General features: G+C 61.0%; 19 protein-coding genes. 4 read left to right on the plus strand and 15 right to left on the minus strand.

The window, feature by feature from the left end; translation table 11 throughout:
• Positions 1 to 39: 39 nt before the first annotated feature.
• The 6 genes from AO240_RS11935 to exbB all read right to left on the minus strand — a co-directional run bounded on the left by AO240_RS11935 (position 40) and on the right by exbB (position 6905).
• The gene (locus tag AO240_RS11935) at positions 40 to 1440 is read right to left on the minus strand and encodes an aminoacyl-tRNA deacylase and HDOD domain-containing protein (protein WP_099236651.1); all 1401 of its coding nucleotides are present in this window, start codon (positions 1438 to 1440) and stop codon (positions 40 to 42) included.
• Positions 1441 to 1576: 136 nt separating this feature from the next.
• On the minus strand, positions 1577 to 3652 hold the full coding sequence (gene recG / locus AO240_RS11940) for an ATP-dependent DNA helicase RecG (protein ID WP_099236652.1): 2076 nt from the start codon (positions 3650 to 3652) through the stop codon (positions 1577 to 1579).
• 25 nt (positions 3653 to 3677) lie between these two features.
• On the minus strand, positions 3678 to 4598 hold the full coding sequence (locus AO240_RS11945; RefSeq protein ID WP_099236653.1) for a hydrogen peroxide-inducible genes activator: 921 nt from the start codon (positions 4596 to 4598) through the stop codon (positions 3678 to 3680).
• Between the two features lie 148 nt (positions 4599 to 4746).
• On the minus strand, positions 4747 to 5496 hold the full coding sequence (locus AO240_RS11950; RefSeq protein ID WP_099236654.1) for an energy transducer TonB: 750 nt from the start codon (positions 5494 to 5496) through the stop codon (positions 4747 to 4749).
• Complete coding sequence (gene exbD / locus AO240_RS11955) at positions 5493 to 5918, minus strand: TonB system transport protein ExbD (RefSeq protein ID WP_099236655.1); 426 nt, start codon at positions 5916 to 5918, stop codon at positions 5493 to 5495. The genes AO240_RS11950 and exbD overlap by 4 nt, the downstream gene beginning before the upstream one ends.
• Positions 5919 to 5924: 6 nt before the next feature.
• The gene (gene exbB, locus AO240_RS11960) at positions 5925 to 6905 is read right to left on the minus strand and encodes a tonB-system energizer ExbB (protein WP_099236656.1); all 981 of its coding nucleotides are present in this window, start codon (positions 6903 to 6905) and stop codon (positions 5925 to 5927) included.
• Between the two features lie 189 nt (positions 6906 to 7094).
• On the opposite strand from exbB, the gene AO240_RS11965 reads away from it, so the two are divergent.
• Positions 7095 to 7952 (plus strand): SDR family oxidoreductase, encoded by an 858-nt coding sequence (locus tag AO240_RS11965; protein ID WP_099236657.1) that lies wholly within the window; start codon positions 7095 to 7097, stop codon positions 7950 to 7952.
• 30 nt (positions 7953 to 7982) lie between these two features.
• On the opposite strand, the gene AO240_RS11970 is transcribed toward AO240_RS11965, so the two are convergent.
• The 7 genes from AO240_RS11970 to AO240_RS12000 form a co-directional block, all read right to left on the minus strand.
• A complete protein-coding gene (locus AO240_RS11970; protein WP_099236658.1) occupies positions 7983 to 8705 on the minus strand; it encodes a hypothetical protein in 723 nt (240 codons plus the stop codon).
• Positions 8706 to 8779: 74 nt separating this feature from the next.
• On the minus strand, positions 8780 to 9523 hold the full coding sequence (locus AO240_RS11975; protein ID WP_099236659.1) for a hypothetical protein: 744 nt from the start codon (positions 9521 to 9523) through the stop codon (positions 8780 to 8782).
• Between the two features lie 56 nt (positions 9524 to 9579).
• Positions 9580 to 9960, minus strand: coding sequence for a RidA family protein (locus AO240_RS11980; protein WP_003176922.1), 381 nt, complete (start codon positions 9958 to 9960; stop codon positions 9580 to 9582).
• 24 nt (positions 9961 to 9984) lie between these two features.
• On the minus strand, positions 9985 to 12090 hold the full coding sequence (spoT, locus tag AO240_RS11985; protein WP_083356111.1) for a bifunctional GTP diphosphokinase/guanosine-3',5'-bis pyrophosphate 3'-pyrophosphohydrolase: 2106 nt from the start codon (positions 12088 to 12090) through the stop codon (positions 9985 to 9987).
• Positions 12091 to 12150: 60 nt separating this feature from the next.
• A complete protein-coding gene (gene rpoZ, locus AO240_RS11990) occupies positions 12151 to 12414 on the minus strand; it encodes a DNA-directed RNA polymerase subunit omega (RefSeq protein ID WP_003176920.1) in 264 nt (87 codons plus the stop codon).
• A gap of 167 nt (positions 12415 to 12581) precedes the next feature.
• A complete protein-coding gene (gmk, locus tag AO240_RS11995; RefSeq protein WP_065931902.1) occupies positions 12582 to 13202 on the minus strand; it encodes a guanylate kinase in 621 nt (206 codons plus the stop codon).
• Positions 13203 to 13212: 10 nt separating this feature from the next.
• Complete coding sequence (locus tag AO240_RS12000; RefSeq protein WP_099236660.1) at positions 13213 to 14076, minus strand: YicC/YloC family endoribonuclease; 864 nt, start codon at positions 14074 to 14076, stop codon at positions 13213 to 13215.
• A 211-nt stretch (positions 14077 to 14287) separates the two neighbouring features.
• Here AO240_RS12000 and rph point away from each other — a divergent pair, with 211 nt between their 5' ends.
• Complete coding sequence (gene rph, locus AO240_RS12005) at positions 14288 to 15010, plus strand: ribonuclease PH (protein WP_099236661.1); 723 nt, start codon at positions 14288 to 14290, stop codon at positions 15008 to 15010.
• 22 nt (positions 15011 to 15032) lie between these two features.
• Positions 15033 to 15401 (plus strand): DUF4870 domain-containing protein, encoded by a 369-nt coding sequence (locus AO240_RS12010; RefSeq protein WP_099236662.1) that lies wholly within the window; start codon positions 15033 to 15035, stop codon positions 15399 to 15401.
• A 59-nt stretch (positions 15402 to 15460) separates the two neighbouring features.
• On the opposite strand, the gene AO240_RS12015 is transcribed toward AO240_RS12010, so the two are convergent.
• On the minus strand, positions 15461 to 16240 hold the full coding sequence (locus tag AO240_RS12015) for an exodeoxyribonuclease III (RefSeq protein WP_058415718.1): 780 nt from the start codon (positions 16238 to 16240) through the stop codon (positions 15461 to 15463).
• An 82-nt stretch (positions 16241 to 16322) separates the two neighbouring features.
• On the opposite strand from AO240_RS12015, the gene pyrE reads away from it, so the two are divergent.
• A complete protein-coding gene (pyrE, locus tag AO240_RS12020; protein ID WP_099236663.1) occupies positions 16323 to 16967 on the plus strand; it encodes an orotate phosphoribosyltransferase in 645 nt (214 codons plus the stop codon).
• A 184-nt stretch (positions 16968 to 17151) separates the two neighbouring features.
• Here the strand turns inward: pyrE and argB are convergent, their stop codons facing one another.
• A complete protein-coding gene (gene argB / locus AO240_RS12025; protein ID WP_058415716.1) occupies positions 17152 to 18057 on the minus strand; it encodes an acetylglutamate kinase in 906 nt (301 codons plus the stop codon).
• Between the last annotated feature and the right edge of the window lie 19 nt (positions 18058 to 18076).

An 18076-nucleotide genomic window follows, 5' to 3' on the forward strand; every position in this document is an offset into this window, starting at 1 on the left:
GCAACACGGTCGGTCAGACGCATCGCTGCGATGGCGCGTTTAACCCTGCGTGAACTGCGATGCCAACTCGCGCAACAGCACCTCGGCATCCAGCACTTTGCCGACCACTGCTTCAGCCTTTTCGCGGCTCAACCCCAGACGCTCCAGTAATGCATCCGGAATCGCCTCGACCGGCCCCGAGCCGATGCCTCGGCTGCGCAGCAGGCGCACGGCCAGGCACACCAGGTTCGGGTACTCGGCGTATTGGCCGTCGTAGTTCGGGTCATGCTGGAAGCGCAGGGCGGTGGACAGTTCTTCCGGCATGTCCCAGTAGCGCATCAGCCAGGCGCCGATCTGCTCGCGGCTGATGCCCAGCAAATGCTGTTCGACATAGCTATGGCACAGGTGCGGGTTGACCTCCAGGTGACGGCAGATCAGCGAGAAGTGCGGCGGGAACACGTGCGCCAGCAACAGATAACCGAAGTTGTGCAGCAAGCCGGCCAGATACGTCAGGCCTGCTTCCGGGCGCTGAGCGCGCGGCATGGCACGGGTCAGCCCTTCGATCACCGCAGCGGTGTAGATCGACTGGTGCCAGTACGGTGTGGCCTGATGCGGGTTGTCTTTAGGCAGGCTCAAGGTCTTGCCCAAGGCCAGGCCCAGGGCGAGGTTGATCACCAGGTCAAAGCCCAGCACGCGCACGATCGCGTCTTCCACTGAACGAATTTTGCCCGGCGAGGCGTAATACGGCGACGCGGCCCAACTGACCACTTGGGCGGCCAGGGCCGGGTCGGTTTCAACCACGCCGGTGATGTCATCAATGGTGGCGTTGGGGTCGACGCGCAGCTTGATGATCTTCTGCGCGGTGTCGGCCAGCGGCGGAATCTCGATGGTGGCTTCCAGGCGTTGCTGGATTCGGCGGGCGGTAAACGCCTGCATCGCCTGGGTGATTTCCTCGCGGTCATCGTTGGGGCGGTCGAGGTTGGGCCGAATGTTGCTCAAAGGCTCGCCGAAGTGCCCGGCGCTGGCCTTGGTCAGCATCGTCTTGAAGTCGGCGCTGGCGATCTCCAGCAGCACACCGGCTTCGCCCGAATGCACCAGCAAGCTCGGCTCGCTCAGCAGGCTGCCTTCGTACAGGCACGGCGAACTGGTCATCGCCGGCAGGCCTGGCAGCAGGCACAGTTCATGTTTGCCGAGCATGCGCTCGACACGCTCCGGCGACACCGCCGTGAGGCGGCGACCCGTGAGTTCGGCGAGACGGTTGAGGTCGAGCAATTGGCTCTGCGGGAACAGCACCATGAGCGCGCCCACGGCATCTTCCAGCAGCACTGCCTGGACCTTTCGTGCGGGATTCAGGCCAGCGTGTTCGGCCACTTCCGTGTAAGGGATGGCGAGCTTTGCGAGCAGAGCCTGAATGACCGACGGGGCGGTCAGTGGGGCTGTGGCGAGGGCTACTTCTGACATGGCCTGATCCAATTTCGTACAGTCACAGAAGTATAACCAGCTTGCTACCGATGTTGGTCGACTAACTGTGGTTTGTGACGTGGTTGGCGTCCAAGCGTTGCCGGCGGGCGCAGCGCACGCGCGCAAACCTCAGGCGTCACACTTGGCCGTATTGCTGCCCATGCCGTAGCCAGCGGTCCAGCAACGGGCTGACGTGATCCGGCCAGCGTTCAAGCAGGGCTTGCGCCGCGTCGCGCACGGCAGGCAACAAGTCAGCGTCGCGCATCAGGTCGGCGACTTTAAATTGCAGCAGGCCGGTCTGGCGGGTGCCGAGCATTTCGCCGGGGCCGCGCAGTTCGAGGTCTTTTTCGGCGATGACAAAACCATCGTTGGTTTCGCGCATGATGCCCAAACGTTGGCGCCCGATCTGTGACAGCGGCGGGTGGTAGAGCAGCACGCAATGGCTGGCCGCGCTGCCCCGGCCGACGCGGCCGCGTAGTTGGTGGAGTTGGGCGAGGCCCAGGCGCTCGGGGTTTTCGATGATCATCAAGCTGGCGTTGGGCACATCCACACCGACTTCGATCACCGTGGTGGCGACCAGCAATTGCAGGTTACCGGCCTTGAACTCGGCCATCACCGCGGCTTTTTCTGCAGGCTTCATGCGCCCATGAATCAGCCCGACCTTGAGCTCGCCCAAGGCACTGGTGAGGTCTTCGTAAGTGGTCTCTGCGGCTTGGCAGGTCAGCTCTTCGGACTCTTCAATCAGCGTGCATACCCAGTACGCCTGACGGCCTTCGGCACAGGCGCCACGCACGCGTTCGATCACTTCCACGCGCCGGGTGTCGGTCACCAGCACAGTGTTGACCGGCGTACGCCCAGGCGGCAGCTCATCAAGGATCGAGGTGTCGAGGTCGGCGTAGGCGCTCATCGCCAGGGTGCGCGGAATCGGTGTGGCGGTCATGATCAACTGGTGCGGGTTCATGCGGCCGCCCACACCTTTCTGGCGCAGTGCCAAGCGCTGTTGCACGCCGAAACGGTGTTGTTCGTCGATAATCACCAAGGCCAGGTTCTTGAACTTCACTTCGTCCTGAAACAGCGCGTGGGTGCCCACCACCATCGGTGCGCCGCCCGCGATCTGCTCGAGTGCCGACGCGCGAACCTTGCCCTTGAGCTTGCCCGCCAGCCACGCCACTTCCAGGCCCAGCGGTTCGAGCCAGCGCTTGAAGGTGATGAAATGTTGCTCGGCGAGAATTTCGGTCGGTGCCATCAGTGCCACTTGGTAACCGGCTTCCAGAGCTTGCAAGGCGGCGAGGGCGGCGACCACGGTTTTACCTGCGCCCACGTCGCCCTGAATCAGCCGCAGCATGGGTTCATGCTGGCTCAGGTCGTAGGCGATTTCATTGCCGACGCGCACTTGCGCGCCCGTCGGCGCAAACCCGAGGTTAGCCAGGTATTGCGCAGGCAGGCGCTTGGCCTTGGGCATTGCCGGCGCGCGCAGCGAGCGCATGCTCTCGCGCAGGCGCTGTTGGGAGAGTTGATGGGTCAGCAGTTCTTCAAAGGCCAGGCGGTGTTGCGCCCAGTGGTGCCCCAAGGCCAGCTCGTCGACATCGGCGTCGGCGGGTGGGTGATGCAAGTAGCGAATCGCATCGTCCAGTGGCGCCAGTTGGTAGTCGCGCGCCAGCTCCAGTGGCAGCCAGTCGGGCAGGCTTTTTGGGCCGAGCATGGCCAGGGTCTGCATGCACAGCTGGCGCAAGCGTTGTTGGGTCAGGCCTTCGGTCAGCGGGTAGATCGGCGTGAGCGTGGTGTCCACCGGCGGCGGCTCGTCGCCAGTAATGGCGCGGTATTCCGGGTGGTAGATTTCCAGCCCCGAGGCACCCGGGCGCGCTTCACCGTAGCAGCGCACGCGGGTGCCTCGCTTGAGGCCTTCCTTCTGCGCGTTGCTGAAATGGTAGAAGCGCAGGCTCAGGCCGCCGGTGCCGTCCTGCAGGCGCACGACTAAACTGCGGCGTTTGCCCATCACCACGTCGGCACCACTGACGGTGCCTTCAACTACCGCATCTTGCCCAGGCCGCAAGTGGCCGATGGGCACCACGCGCGTGCGGTCCTGATAGCGCAGGGGCAGGTGGAACAGCACGTCCTGGAGGTTCTCCAAACCCACCTTGGCGAGCTTTTCGGCCATGGCTTCACCGACACCCTTGAGTGCGGTCACCGACACCTGCGACAACTCGGTCATTACAGTAGCTCAGTCATGCGCGCACTTAGCTCGCGGCAGGCGGTTTGGCCACCGAGCACAGCCGGATCGAGTCGGCGAGGATCTCAATGGCTTTCGGCCGAGGGAAACTCGCACGCCAGGCGATCGCCACGGTGCGGAACGGCACCGGCGGGGTCAGTGGGCGCACGGCGATCACGCCAGGGGCATAGTGATGGCTGTCCACCGCCGACAGCGGCAGAATCGAAATACCCAGGCCGGACGCCACCATGTGGCGAATGGTTTCCAGGGAGCTGGATTCCACGGTGGTGTGTTTGGCGCCGTCATTACCCTTGGCCAGCGTCGGGCAGGCTTCCAGTACCTGGTCGCGGAAACAGTGACCTTCGCCGAGCAGCAGCAGGCTCTTGTCGTTGAGCAAGGCGGCGTCGATGGTGTCTTTTTGCGTCCACGGGTGGGAGGCTGGCATCAGCACGTAAAACGGCTCGTCGTAGAGCGGCAGGGTCAACACGTCTGCCTCGTTGAACGGCAGCGCGATGATGACCGCGTCCAGCTCACCGTTGCGCAGTTTGTCGCGCAGTATGTGAGTGAAGTTTTCTTCGATATACAGCGGCATCTGCGGCGCGACGCGGTGCAGTTGCGGAATCAGGTGCGGGAACAGGTACGGGCCAACGGTGTAGATAGCGCCGACCTTGAGCGGTGCGGTCAGCTGGTTTTTACCGGCTTGGGCCAGCTCGCGAATGCTTTGCGCTTGTTCCAGGACCTTTTGGGCCTGCGCAACAATACCTTCGCCTACCGGCGTGAGGCGCACGGCGCTCTTGCTGCGCTCGAAAATCAGCACACCGAGTTCGTCTTCAAGCTTTTTCACACCCACCGACAGCGTCGGCTGGCTGACGTGGCAACGCTCGGCCGCGTGGCCGAAGTGCTGTTCTTGGGCGAGGGTCACGATGTAGCGTAATTCTGTAAGAGTCATAGCGGGCGTCCATGAGGTTGCGGGCCAAGCATACCGGCTGCAATCGATAGACGCACGTTATCAGAACTTTGCTGTGGATTGAGCGGGGAGTGTGATTTTTTGAGGCAATCAAATCCAATGTGGGAGGGAGCAAGCCCCCTCCCACATGCTATCGGCGAGGCTTCTGGATGTTGTAAACGAACGGCGCGACGATTTCGACGCTGCCGCCGGTCAGCATGTCGGCCGGAGGCTTGGGCAGTGGCTGGGCGCGACGGATCATGTCCAGGGTTGCGCGGTCCAGGTCGGCATTGCCGGAGCGGCCGACCAATTCGTAGGACAGCACGTTGCCTTCGCCGTCCACCACAAAACGCAGGCGGTTCAAACCTTCCTTGCCACTGCGCTGGGCGCTTGGCGGGTACTTCTTGTACTTCTGCAAGTGCGCCAGTAGCTCGCCTTGCCAGGAAGCCTTGGCGGCCAATTGCTGTGGCGATGGGCCGGGAACGGGCTGGGCCGATTTTTCCGCAGGCGTACTGGTCGGTGGCGTTTCGCTCGGCGGCTGCTCGGAAGGTTTCTCCTTGGGCGGCTCGGGCTTTTTTTCCACAGGCTTGGGCGGCTGAGGTTTGGGCTTGGGCTTGACCGGCTTGGGCACCTGGATCGTTGGCTTGGGCGCCTCGGCCAGTTTCGGCAACGGCAACTCTTCCACCGGAGCAGGCGGCTGCGGCGGCGTGACCACCTTGGGCGGTGCCGGCGGCGGCGGCGCTGGCATCGGCGCCAGGTCGATGACCATGGCGGCGGGCGGCAACGTCACCGGGCGCGGCGTGGACCATTGGAGCGCGATGATGATCGCGACGGCATGCACGCCCAGCACGACGGCAAGGCTGGTGCCATAACGCGTCAGTTTGTGGCGCGTCGTGATCATTTCTTGGCTGCCGTCTCAAGCCCAACCAGGCCTACCTTGAGGTAGCCAGCCGCGCGCAGGGCATCCATCACACTCATCAGGTCGCCGTAGTCCACGCCCTTGTCGGCCTGGAAGAAGATGGTCGTGTCTTTCTTGCCTTGGGTCTTGGCGTCGAGCACCGGGCCCAGGGTTTCAGCTTTGACTTCTTCTTCGCCCAAGTACAGGCGTTGGTCCGCCTTGACGCTGAGGAAAATCGGTTTCTCCGGCCGCGGTGCAGGCTTGGCGCTGGACGCGGGCAGGTCGACCTTGATGTCCACGGTAGCCAACGGTGCCGCCACCATGAAGATGATCAGCAGCACCAGCATCACGTCGATAAAGGGAGTGACGTTGATTTCGTGGTTCTCGACGAGTTCATCGTCGCCTTGATTCAAATGCAGGCCCATGGCCGATTACCCCACTTTCACCATGTGCGGTTGCGAGCTGCGCTCGGTAGGCAGGTGATCGAGGTCGCGGCTGACCAGCAGCAGGACTTCTGCCGACGCGTCCGATACCTGGGCCTTGTAGCCGGCGATCGAACGGGCGAAGACGTTGTAGATCACCACCGCAGGAATCGCCGCAACCAGGCCCAGGGCGGTTGCCAGCAATGCTTCGGCGATGCCGGGGGCAACCACGGCGAGGTTGGTAGTCTGGGTTTTGGCGATGCCGATAAAGCTGTTCATGATGCCCCACACGGTGCCGAACAGACCGACGAACGGCGCAGTGGAGCCGATAGTAGCCAGCACGCCGGTGCCGCTGCTCATGTTACGTCCGCAGGCGGCGACCAGGCGCTCCAGGCGGAAGGCCACGCGCTCCTTGATGCCTTCTTTTTCGCGGGCGTTGGCCGACAGGCGCATTTCTTCCAGCGCGTCTTGCACCAGCGTATGGGCCAGGGTGCCCTTTTTGGTCGCGGTGTCGCTGGCTTCCTTGAGGGTGGTGGCTTTTTTCAGGTGGACGATTTCAGTGCGCAGACGACGCTTGGCGCCCAGCAGCTCGAAGCCCTTGGCGATCCAGATGGTCCAGGTAATGATCGAGGCAATCGCCAGGCCGATCATCACGGCTTTCACCACCACGTCAGCATTCTGGTACATGCCCCACGGCGACAGGTCATGGGCCATGCCCAGTGTGTTGTTTTCTTCCAGTACAACCCCGGACTCGTCGGCAACGGCCGGGCTGGCGGCCTGCGCGGGGTCGGTGGCGACTGGCGCAGCGGCGGGTGCAGCCGGGGCGGCTGTGGTCTGCTCGGCAGCAGCCGGAGCGGCTGGGGCAGCGGCGTCAGCGAATGCGGCGGTCGGTGCCAGCAATACGCTGAACAGCATCGCAGCCATCGCACGCCAGGCGCGGGATGGGCTGTGAAGCTTGGTTGGCGAAGCGGGGTTTGTATTACGTGTCATGCTGGCCGGACCTAAGAGAAAAGAATGAGTGATCGTCCTGCCAGACCTGATGAGGTCGAGGACAAATGGGCGGTCATTATTGCAAGTAATTCTTGTTAACAGAAGTAATACAGTAACTTTATTTGTCGTTTTTCTGGCCCCAAGTCATCGGTGAAGGCTAATCTAGGCCTTTGAGAACGGAGTTTTGTGATGTCTGCGCCTTCTGTTGTGATTGCAGGTTGCGGTGATGTGGGTAGTCGGCTGGCTAGCCAATTGCTGGCCTCAGGCTGGGAGGTTTACGGGCTGCGGCGAGACATTTCGCGCCTGCCCGATGGCGTGATCGGCATCGCCGGCGACCTGTTCAACAAAGACTGCCCTGACACCTGGCCGACCGGCGGGGTGGATTACGTGGTGTATTGCGCCGCCGCCACCGACCACGATGAGGCCGGGTATCGCGCGGCTTACGTGCAAGGGTTGGAGCATGTGTTGGAGTGGCTGGGCGACTACGGCCAACAACCGAAGCACTTGCTGTTTGTCTCCAGCAGCAGTGTGTACGGCCAACAGAATGGCGAGTGGGTCGACGAAACGTCCGAGACCCAGGCCACCGGATATTCCGGCCAAGTGATGCTCGAAGCCGAGCACGTGGCGCTCAACAGCGGTATCCCCGCGAGCATCGTGCGCTTGACCGGGATCTACGGCCCTGGCCGCGAATGGCTGTTGACCCAAGTGCGCCAAGGCTATCGCGTGGCAATTGACCCACCTTTATATGGCAACCGGATTCACGCCGATGACGCGGCGGGCTTGCTGGCCTTTTTGCTGCGGCGTGTGGAGCAGGGCGGCTCGCTGGATAAGGTCTACATCGGCGTCGACGATGCACCTGCCCCATTGGCGGACGTGGTGGCCTGGTTGCGCGACTACTTGGGTGTGACCGAGTGGGCCGAGGAAGCCACCGTGCGCCGTGCGGGCAGCAAGCAATGCAGCAATGCGCGGGCCAAGGCGCTGGGCTGGGTGCCGACTTACCCAAGCTACCGCGAGGGCTATGCGGCGATCCTCGAAGGTAAGTGCTGAATGAAAAAGGAGCCCGCGGGCTCCTTTTTATCACTGTTTTTCCAGCACCCACTGGCGTGGGCCGGGAGTCAGCTCGGGAATTTCATCCGGTCGGGACAGGTTGATCTGATGGAAAAGCTCGAGCCGCTGCCCCTGACGGACAAAAATCCATCCGTCAGCCTTATTGCCTTTGTATAAAGAGAGTGTGTCATTGCCTGCGCCTTGAGAGCTGCAGTCTCCACCCAGGCATAGTTCGTACTGGTCGTACCGGGGAAAGCCCGTCACGCCGCCATCCGCCGCGAATATTACGGTGTCGCCCGTACCAGGGCCTTCAATGATTTTCCATGGGCCGGCCATGTAGGCCGCGTATAGCGCGTGCCTGAACGTGTCGCTCCGCGGTTCGCCTGTTCTGGCGGCATTCGCCGGGCGGCTGAACACCTGCTGCGGGTTGTGATCCTTTGCGAGTTGCACTAACCGCTCGCCGTCAACGCGCAGCTTATCCGTGCCGTAGCCGTTGTAATCAACGGTCCAGGCTGTCGGCGACGTTTGCCGCAATTGACCTTCGCCCAGTTCGAAGGCGTTGCTCATTTGCGCCTTGCCGGTGCGAGTGTTGATGCTCCACTCCAGGTTGACGCCGCTGGTGTTCAGTGGCCGACCTTGCGCGGCTTCATCAATAAGCGCCTGATTGATCCAGAGTCCGTTGATGTCGGGCGTCTGCGGCGGGTGGGTACAGCCGGCCAGCAGCAATAAACCGAGGGTTAAATACAAGCGCATGGGCCAGCTCTCAAGGGCGAAAAACCAGGGCGCAGACTAAAGAAAAAGGAGCCTGTAGGCTCCTTTGCTTTGTATCACTGTTTTTCCAGCAACCACTGGCGAGGGCCGGGAGTGAACTGGGGGCCTTCATCCGCTTGCGCAGTATTCACCGCCTGGAAGATTTCCAGTTGCTTGCCTTTGCGGGCGAAGATCCACGGGTTGCCCTGGCCGTTCAGCTGCAGCCAGATGCTGTCATAGCCGCCGCTCATGGAGGCGCAGTCGCCCGCCAGGCACAGCGAGTAGCGATCGACACCCGGCAAGCCGGCAACCTTGCCGTCGGGCTGAAACTGTACCGTGGCGCCGTCACCGTTGCCGTCGGTAATCTTCCAATCGCCGCCCATGTAGGCCGCATACAGCGCCCGCTCGAAGTTAGCGCCCAATGGCGCGCCTTCCGGGGCCGGGTCCTTGGCGCGGGCGAACAATTGCTCAGGCTCATTGTCATTAGCCGACTGCAGCAGTTGTTTGCCTTTGCGCTTGAGTTCAGTGGCGGAGCTGCCGTAAAACTCGACGCTCCAGGCGCCGGACTTCTCGCCGAGCAACTTGCCTTCAGCTACTTCAAAACCGTTGTAGTAGCGTGCCTGCGCAGCCTTGGGGTTGATCTGCCACTCAAGGTTGGGGCCAAAGGTTTGCAGGGCTTCACGCAAAGGGCCGCCCTTGGCTGCCGCATTGATGGCGGCCTGGTTGACCCAGGTTCCGCTCACGTCCAGGTCGGCGGGGTTGCTGGCGCAGCCGCCGAGCACCAGGGCCAGCGTTGACAAGGCTATAAGCGCTTTGCGCATGACGAAATCCTTCTGAAACGAAGTCGGCGCAGCCTGTGAAGGCTGCGCCGGGTGTTTTACTCGATGACCAGAATCGCATCCATCTCAACCTGCGCACCCTTTGGCAGGGCGGCAACGCCAATGGCGGCGCGGGCTGGGTACGGCTGTTCGAAGTACTTACCCATGATCTCGTTAACCTTGGCGAAATGGCTCAGGTCGGTGAGGAAGATGTTCAGCTTGACGATGTCCTTGAACGAACCGCCGGCGGCTTCGGCAACCGACTTGAGGTTTTCGAAGACTTGTACAGTTTGTGCCTCAAAGCCTTCAACCAGTTCCATGGTTTTTGGGTCCAGCGGGATCTGCCCGGACATGTAGACGGTATTGCCCGCCTTGATGGCCTGGGAATACGTACCGATAGCGGCTGGGGCCTTGTCGCTGGTGATAACGGTCTTGGTCATGTATGACTCCTTGTAATGAGTGGGTTATGCACGCATGCGGGTGATGCGGATGACCCCGGTCAAGGCGCGCAGCTTCTTGATCACGCGGGCCAGGTGCACGCGGTCGTGCACGCTGACAACCAGCTGGACCACGCTGATGCGGCCATCGCGCTCGTCCATGCTGATTTTCTCGATGTTGCCGTCGGCCGCGTTGACACTGCTGGCCAGCAAGGCAATCAGGCCGCGCTGGTGTTCCAGCTCCACCCGCAGCTCGACGTTGAACTCGCCGGTCACATCCTTGGCCCACGACAACTGAATGCATTTCTCGGGGTTGTGGCGGATTTCAGTGATATTGCGGCAGTTGTCCAAGTGCACGACCATGCCTTTGCCCGCCGACAAGTGGCCGACAATCGGGTCACCCGGGATCGGCGTACAGCACTTGGCGTAGCTAAGTACCAGGCCTTCGGTGCCGCGAATCGCCAACGGGCCTTCGGGGCTTGGCAGTTGTTCGCCTTCGCCGAGCAGCCGGCGCGCCACCACGTAGGCCATGCGATTGCCCAAGCCAATATCTTCCAGCAGGTCTTCGATGGTTTCCTGGCGATACTCGTGGAGCATCGCTTGCACGCGCTCGGCCGGGATTTTTTCCAGCGCGCTGTCGAAACCGTTGAGTACCTTGTTCAGCAGGCGTTCGCCGAGGCTGATGGATTCGGAGCGGCGTTGCAGTTTCAGCGCGTGACGGATGTGCGTGCGCGCCTTGCCGGTGACCACAAAATTCAGCCAGGCCGGGTTGGGGCGCGCGCCCGGTGCGCTGACGATCTCGACCGTGGAGCCGCTTTGCAGCGGTTCGGACAGCGGCGCGAGACGCCGGTTGATGCGGCAGGCGATGCAACTGTTACCCACGTCGGTGTGCACCGCGTAGGCAAAGTCGACCGCCGTGGAGCCTTTTGGCAGCTCCATGATGCGGCCTTTGGGCGTGAACACGTAGACCTCGTCCGGGAACAGGTCGATCTTCACGCTTTCGATAAATTCCAGGGAGTTGCCGGCCCGTTGCTGCATCTCAAGCACGCCTTTGACCCACTGGCGAGCGCGGGCATGCGTGCCTTTCGGCTGCTCGTCACCGCTGGATTTGTACAGCCAGTGCGCGGCGATGCCGTTATTGGCCATCTCTTCCATTTCGCGCGTGCGGATCTGAATCTCGATCGGCACGCCGTGCATCCCAAACAACGTGGTATGCAGCGACTGGTAGCCGTTGGCCTTGGGAATCGCGATGTAGTCTTTGAAGCGGCCGGGCAGGGGTTTGTACAAATTATGTACAGCGCCGAGTACGCGGTAACAGGTGTCAACCTTGTCGACGATGATGCGGAACGCGTACACGTCCATGATCTCGTTGAAGGCCCGGCGCTTGCCGCGCATCTTTTTGTAGATGCCGTAAATGTGTTTCTGCCGGCCGCTGACTTCGCCTTCAATTTCGTCGATCGCCAGGCAGTGGCTCAGCGACTCTTCGATTTTGTTGACGATTTCCTTGCGGTTGCCACGTGCGCGCTTGACCGCCTGGTAGATGCGCGCCGAGCGCATCGGGTGCATGGCCTTGAAGCCGAGGTCTTCGAATTCAATACGAATGGCGTGCATGCCCAGCCGGTTGGCGATGGGCGCGTAAATTTCCAGGGTTTCCTTGGCGATGCGTCGGCGTTTTTCGCCGGACAGCACTTCCAGCGTGCGCATGTTGTGCAGCCGGTCGGCCAGCTTGACCAGAATTACCCGAATGTCTCGGGCCATGGCCATGGCCATTTTCTGGAAGTTTTCCGCCTGGGCTTCGGCCTTGGTTTCGAAGTTCATCTGGGTCAGTTTGCTGACCCCGTCGACCAGTTCGGCCACGGTTTCGCCAAATTGCGCACTGAGCGCTTCCTTGGCAATGCCGGTGTCTTCGATCACGTCATGCAGCATCGCGGCCATCAGGCTCTGATGGTCCATGTGCATGTCGGCAAGAATATTTGCCACGGCAAGAGGATGCGTGACATACGCCTCGCCACTGCGGCGGCGTTGGCCGTCGTGGGCTTGTTCGGCGTAGAAATACGCTCGGCGGACCAGGTTGACCTGGTCTGGGCCGAGGTAGGTCGATAAGCGATCGGCGAGGGCGTCTATGCTCGGCAAAGTATTAACTCCTGCCGCGGGCGTTGACACTGCGCCGTGCTACGTCGACCAGGCATAGGCTTAGACGGCCTCGTTGGACTCGTCCTCGAACGCTGCAAACAGCGGTTCGTCTTCAACGATTTCGGCGTTGGCGATGAACTCGTAGCTCATCAGGCCTTCAGCGATTTCACGCAGCGCTACCACGGTAGGCTTGTCGTTTTCCCACTGGACCAGCGGTTCTTTACCGCCAGTGGCCAATTGACGGGCACGCTTGGTAGAGAGCATGACCAGCTCAAAGCGGTTATCCACGTGTTCTAGGCAGTCTTCAACGGTTACGCGGGCCATGGTATTCCTCGGAGCGAATGCAAGATGCGCGCTGCCCGGTTGGGCGAGCGGACTAAACAGTTTAAAAAATCACCAGCGTTTAGGGAAGCGCTGATTTTTGGCAGGCATTCGCAAAACCGCTACAAGTGCCAATGTAAAGCCCTTGCAGCGGTTTTGGGAAGCGCCAATCAACCGAGCAATTCAGCCAGTAATTTGCCGAAACGCTGCTGTTGACGCTTTTGCTGGAGCTGATTGGTACGGAAAATCGCCTTCAAATCATCCAGCGCATGCGCAAAATCGTCGTTGATGATCAGGTAGTCGTAGTCGACGTAGTGGCTCATTTCACTGACGGCTTCACGCATGCGGCCTTCGATGATCTCGTCGCTGTCCTGGCCTCGGTTGGTCAGGCGCTGGTGCAAGGCTTCCAGCGACGGCGGCAGAATAAAGATCGAGCGCGCCTTGGGCATCAGTTGGCGCACTTGCTCGGCGCCCTGCCAGTCGATTTCCAGAATCAGGTCGTGGCCTTCGTCCAGGGTTTGCTGCAGGTGGCTTTGCGAGGTGCCGTAGAGGTTGCCGAATACTTCGGCGCGCTCCAGGAAGTCACCGTGCTCGATCATTTTGACGAACTCGGTGCGCTCGACGAAATGGTAGTGCACCCCGTTCACCTCGCCCGGGCGCATGGCGCGGGTGGTGTGCGAGACCGAAATGCGGATGTGTTCGTCAGCGTCGGTCAAGGCTTTGACCAGGCTGCTCTTGCCCGCGCCCGAAGGGGCAGAAATGATGTAAAGGGTGCCGGTGCTGTGGGTCATGGAAGGTGCCTTACTCAATATTCTGTACTTGTTCGCGCATCTGTTCGATCAACACTTTAAGGTTGACCGCTGCCGTGGTGCTGCGCGGGTCAAAGGCTTTGGAGCCGAGTGTATTGGCTTCGCGGTTGAGTTCCTGCATCAGGAAGTCCAGGCGCCGACCGGCGGCACCGCCGGACTTGAGCACGCGGCGCACTTCGAGGATATGCGTGCTAAGGCGGTCGAGTTCTTCGGCGACGTCGCTCTTTTGCGCCAGCAGCACCATTTCTTGTTCCAGGCGCACCGGGTCAAGGTCGGCCTTCATGTCGGTAAAACGGTCGAGAACCTTCTGGCGTTGGGTCGCGAGCATTTGCGGCACCAGTTCGCGCAGGGTCACTACGTCTTCTTCGATTGAGCTCAGGCGTTCGCTGATCAGGCGGGCCAGTTCGGCGCCTTCGCGCTCGCGGCCGGCCTTGAGTTCCTTCAAACCCTGGGTGAACAGGGCGAGGGCTTCGGCATTGAGGGCTTGCGGGTCGCTGGCGTCGGCCACCAGTACGCCGGGCCAGGCCAGTACTTCAAGCGGGTTCAGCGCGGCAGGCTGCTTGATCAGGCCGGCGATGGTTTCGGCGGCGGCAACCAGTTGCGCGGCGCGGTCGCGGTCCACCTGCAGCGGTTTGCCGGTGGTTTCCTCGGTAAAGCGCAGCGTGCATTCCAGCTTGCCACGCGAGATGCCCTGGCGCAGCGCTTCACGCACGGCGCCTTCGAGGTCGCGGAACGACTCTGGCAAGCGCAGGTGCGGCTCCAGGTAACGGCTGTTGACCGAGCGCAACTCCCAGCTCAGGGTGCCTTGGGCGCCGGCTTTTTCGACGCGGGCGAAGGCGGTCATGCTGTGCACCATGGAAGTACCTCGCGATGCGGCCCGCCAATGCGGGCTGATGAGTAAATTGAAGCCGACAGGCTGCGAAGGCGCAGGATTGTAGCGCAGTGCGGCGAGCGCGCCCAAACAATGGCGCCGGGCCGAATTCGTAACCGAATTTTTAGAAGTGCCCCGAAACGGTTCGCGGCTCTATAATGCTCGGCAGTTTTTGTCCTCCGTACAGGTATCCCCTATGAAACGTCCAAGTGGTCGCGCTGCCGATCAGCTCCGCTCGATCCGCATCACCCGCAACTACACCAAACACGCCGAGGGATCTGTACTGGTCGAGTTTGGCGATACCAAGGTTATCTGCACCGTCAGCGTTGAAAACGGCGTGCCGCGTTTTCTCAAAGGCCAGGGCCAGGGTTGGTTGACGGCCGAGTACGGCATGCTGCCGCGCGCCACCGGCGAGCGTAACCAGCGTGAAGCCAGCCGTGGCAAGCAAGGCGGCCGTACCCTCGAAATCCAGCGTTTGATCGGCCGTTCGCTGCGCGCAGCATTGGACATGTCCAAGCTGGGCGACGTGACCCTGTACGTCGATTGCGACGTTATCCAGGCTGACGGCGGCACCCGCACCGCCTCCATCACCGGCGCCATGGTGGCCCTGATTGACGCGCTGAAAGTGATCAAGAAGCGTGGCGGCCTGAAAGGCGGTGACCCGCTCAAGCAAATGATCGCTGCGGTGTCGGTCGGCATGTACCAGGGCGAGCCAGTGCTCGACCTCGACTACCTGGAAGACTCGGCTGCCGAGACCGACCTGAACGTAGTGATGACCAGCACCGGTGGTTTCATCGAAGTGCAGGGCACCGCCGAAGGCGCGCCATTCCAGCCTGCCGACCTGAACGCCATGTTGGCCCTGGCCCAGAAGGGCATGACCGAAATTTTCGAACTGCAGAACGCCGCACTGGCTGACTGAACAGGCTTCAAGGAGAAGCGCCATGAGTGACAGCCCATTACCGGTTCCAGCACCGTCCAAGGAAGTACGCCAGTGGGCGATGTTGTGTCACTTTGCGGCGTTTCTGGGGTTGGTATTCCCCTTCGGCAGCTTGTTGGGGCCGCTGATCCTGTGGCAAATCAAAAAGGACATGGACCCGCTTATCAATGATCAGGGCAAGGAAGCGCTGAATTTTCAGATCACCGTGGCCATCGCCTGGCTGGTGTGCATGGTGCTGGGGTTCGTGGTGATCGGCTTTCTGTTGATGTTGATCCTGGTGGTCGTGGCGCTGGTGCTGACGATCATTGCAGGCATCAAGGCCAACAACGGCATCGCTTATCGCTATCCGTGGGTCTGGCGCCTGATCAAGTAATCCAGCGCCCACAAAAAAACCGACAGCGATGTCGGTTTTTTTGTGCCTGGTTAAAGACCTCAGATGGTCAATGTCCAGTCGTAGTCCACGATCAGCGGCGCGTGCTGCGAGAAGCGCGGCTGACGCGGCAGGCGTGCGGCGCGAACAAAGCGGCGCAGGCCCGGCGTCAGCAACTGGTAATCGAAACGCCAGCCCAGGTTGAGCATCTCTGCCTGTTCGTTATCCGGCCACCAGCTGTACTGGTCGCCTTCACGGCTGACTTCGCGCAGGGCGTCTACATAACCCATGTTGCCGACAATCTCGTCCATCCAGGCCCGTTCCGGCGCCAGGAAACCCGGGGATTGCTGGCTGTCGCGCCAGTTTTTGATATCCAGCTTCTGTTGCGCCACGTAGAGCGAGCCACAATAAATGTACTCGCGACGTTTGCGCCGCTGTTTATCCAGATAACGGGCGAAATCGTCCATTAGCTTGAACTTCTGGTTCAAGTCTTCATCGCCGTTCTGCCCCGAAGGAAGCAGCAAGGTCGCGATGCTGACCTTATCGAAATCGGCTTGCAGGTAGCGCCCGTAGCGGTCGGCTGTCTCGAAGCCGAGGCCGCTGATGACCGCCTTGGGTTGCAACCGCGAGTACAAAGCCACGCCACCTTGGGTGGGCACTTCGGCATCGCAGGCATAAAGGAAGTAGCCATCCAGTTGGAAGGCTGGGTCGTCCAGTTCAAAGGCGGAGGCGCGGGTGTCCTGCAGGCAGATGACGTCGGCATTCTGTGCTTGCAGCCAACTGAGCAAACCACGCTCGACTGCAGCCTGAATACCATTGACGTTCACACTGATGATCCGCATAAATGGCCCCAAAAATCGCGTGCGTGTATGATACACGCCGTCTACCTAATTAGCTAAATCCGTGGTATCTGAGGCTTTTTTCATGCAGGCGTATCAACGCGATTTCATTCGTTTTGCCATCGATCGCGGCGTTTTGCGCTTCGGTGAGTTCACTTTGAAGTCCGGGCGCACCAGCCCGTACTTCTTCAATGCAGGCTTGTTCAACTCGGGTTCGGCCCTGGCTCAGCTGGGCCGTTTCTACGCGGCAGCCATCGTTGAAAGCGGTATTTCCTTCGATGTGCTGTTCGGCCCAGCCTACAAGGGCATCCCTTTGGCGGCCACTACGGCTGTGGCGTTGGCCGAGCATCACGGGCAAGACCTGCCGTGGTGTTTCAACCGCAAAGAGGCCAAGGCCCATGGCGAAGGCGGCAGCCTGGTTGGCGCGCCACTTGAAGGCCAGGTGCTGATTATCGACGACGTGATCACCGCCGGCACTGCCATCCGTGAGGTGATGCAGATCATCGCTTCCCAGGAGGGCGCCAAGGCGGCCGGTGTGTTGATCGCGCTCAACCGCCAAGAGCGCGGCAACGGTGAGTTGTCGGCGATCCAGGAAGTGGAGCGTGATTTCGGCATTCCGGTGGTGAGCATCGTGTCGCTGAACCAGGTGTTGCAGTTCCTCGAAGATGACTCGCAGCTCAAGCAGCATCTGCCGGCAGTGAAGGCGTACCGCGAGCAGTTCGGCGTTTGACACCGAACCCATGTGGGAGCGGGCTTGTGTGGGAGCGGGCTTGCTCGCGAATGCGGAGTGTCAGTCACTGGATATGTTTCTGACCCACCGCATTCGCGAGCAAGCCCGCTCCCACACTTGGACCGCGTACCAATAAAAAAGGCCCCGCTCAATGTGATTGAGCGGGGCCTTTTGTTTTCGCCGTTTAAGGCCGCTTGCGGTTGCTGATCAGCGTGCCCACGCCGGTGTCGGTGAAGATTTCCAGCAGGATCGCATTCGGCACACGTCCGTCCAGAATCAACGAACTGCCGACGCCGCCTTGCACGGCTTCGAGTGCACAACGGATCTTCGGCAGCATGCCGCCGTAGATGGTGCCGTCGGCGATCAACTCATCCACCTGTTGGGTGGTCAAGCCGGTCAGTACCTTGCCTTCCTTGTCCATCAGGCCTGCGATGTTGGTCAGCAGCATCAGCTTTTCAGCTTTCAGCGCTTCAGCCACCTTGCCCGCCACCAGGTCGGCGTTGATGTTGTAGGACTCGCCATTGGCACCCACGCCGATCGGCGCGATTACCGGAATAAAGTCGCCTTTCACCAACAGGTTGAGCAAGTCGGTGTTGATACCGGTCACTTCGCCCACTTGGCCGATGTCGATGATTTCCGGCTGGGTCATTTCCGGCGTCTGTCGGGTGACCGTCAGTTTTTTCGCACGGATCAGCTCCGCGTCCTTGCCGGTCAGGCCGATGGCGCTGCCGCCATGACGGTTGATCAGGTTGACGATGTCTTTGTTGACCTGGCCACCGAGGACCATCTCCACCACGTCCATGGTTTGCGCGTCAGTGACGCGCATGCCATCGATGAAGTGACTCTCGATTGACAAACGCTTGAGCAGGTCGCCGATTTGCGGGCCGCCACCGTGCACCACCACCGGGTTGATGCCGACGGCTTTCATCAACACGATGTCGCGGGCAAAGCCGGTTTTCAGCTCGTCGCTTTCCATCGCATTGCCGCCGTACTTGATCACCAGCGTCTTGCCGACGTAGCGTCGAATATAGGGCAACGCTTCGGAAAGGACCTTGGCGGTGTTGGCAGCGGCTTCGCGTTCGAGGGTCATTCAGGGCTCCGGTAAAAAA

The sequence above is a fragment of the Pseudomonas sp. ICMP 460 genome, assembly GCF_002723595.1.
GTDB lineage: Bacteria > Pseudomonadota > Gammaproteobacteria > Pseudomonadales > Pseudomonadaceae > Aquipseudomonas > Aquipseudomonas kitaguniensis.

Coding starts and splice junctions, on each gene's coding strand:
- AO240_RS11945 (WP_099236653.1), bottom strand. CDS start 4,598: ATGACTCTTACAGAATTACGCTACATCGTGACCCTCGCCCAAGAACAG.
- AO240_RS11950 (WP_099236654.1), bottom strand. CDS start 5,496: ATGATCACGACGCGCCACAAACTGACGCGTTATGGCACCAGCCTTGCC.
- AO240_RS12010 (WP_099236662.1), top strand. CDS start 15,033: ATGAGTGACAGCCCATTACCGGTTCCAGCACCGTCCAAGGAAGTACGC.
- AO240_RS12015 (WP_058415718.1), bottom strand. CDS start 16,240: ATGCGGATCATCAGTGTGAACGTCAATGGTATTCAGGCTGCAGTCGAG.
- exbB (WP_099236656.1), bottom strand. CDS start 6,905: ATGACACGTAATACAAACCCCGCTTCGCCAACCAAGCTTCACAGCCCA.
- exbD (WP_099236655.1), bottom strand. CDS start 5,918: ATGGGCCTGCATTTGAATCAAGGCGACGATGAACTCGTCGAGAACCAC.
- rpoZ (WP_003176920.1), bottom strand. CDS start 12,414: ATGGCCCGCGTAACCGTTGAAGACTGCCTAGAACACGTGGATAACCGC.
- AO240_RS11970 (WP_099236658.1), bottom strand. CDS start 8,705: ATGCGCTTGTATTTAACCCTCGGTTTATTGCTGCTGGCCGGCTGTACC.
- pyrE (WP_099236663.1), top strand. CDS start 16,323: ATGCAGGCGTATCAACGCGATTTCATTCGTTTTGCCATCGATCGCGGC.
- gmk (WP_065931902.1), bottom strand. CDS start 13,202: ATGACCCACAGCACCGGCACCCTTTACATCATTTCTGCCCCTTCGGGC.
- argB (WP_058415716.1), bottom strand. CDS start 18,057: ATGACCCTCGAACGCGAAGCCGCTGCCAACACCGCCAAGGTCCTTTCC.
- recG (WP_099236652.1), bottom strand. CDS start 3,652: ATGACCGAGTTGTCGCAGGTGTCGGTGACCGCACTCAAGGGTGTCGGT.
- AO240_RS11975 (WP_099236659.1), bottom strand. CDS start 9,523: ATGCGCAAAGCGCTTATAGCCTTGTCAACGCTGGCCCTGGTGCTCGGC.
- rph (WP_099236661.1), top strand. CDS start 14,288: ATGAAACGTCCAAGTGGTCGCGCTGCCGATCAGCTCCGCTCGATCCGC.
- AO240_RS12000 (WP_099236660.1), bottom strand. CDS start 14,076: ATGGTGCACAGCATGACCGCCTTCGCCCGCGTCGAAAAAGCCGGCGCC.
- AO240_RS11980 (WP_003176922.1), bottom strand. CDS start 9,960: ATGACCAAGACCGTTATCACCAGCGACAAGGCCCCAGCCGCTATCGGT.
- AO240_RS11965 (WP_099236657.1), top strand. CDS start 7,095: ATGTCTGCGCCTTCTGTTGTGATTGCAGGTTGCGGTGATGTGGGTAGT.
- AO240_RS11935 (WP_099236651.1), bottom strand. CDS start 1,440: ATGTCAGAAGTAGCCCTCGCCACAGCCCCACTGACCGCCCCGTCGGTC.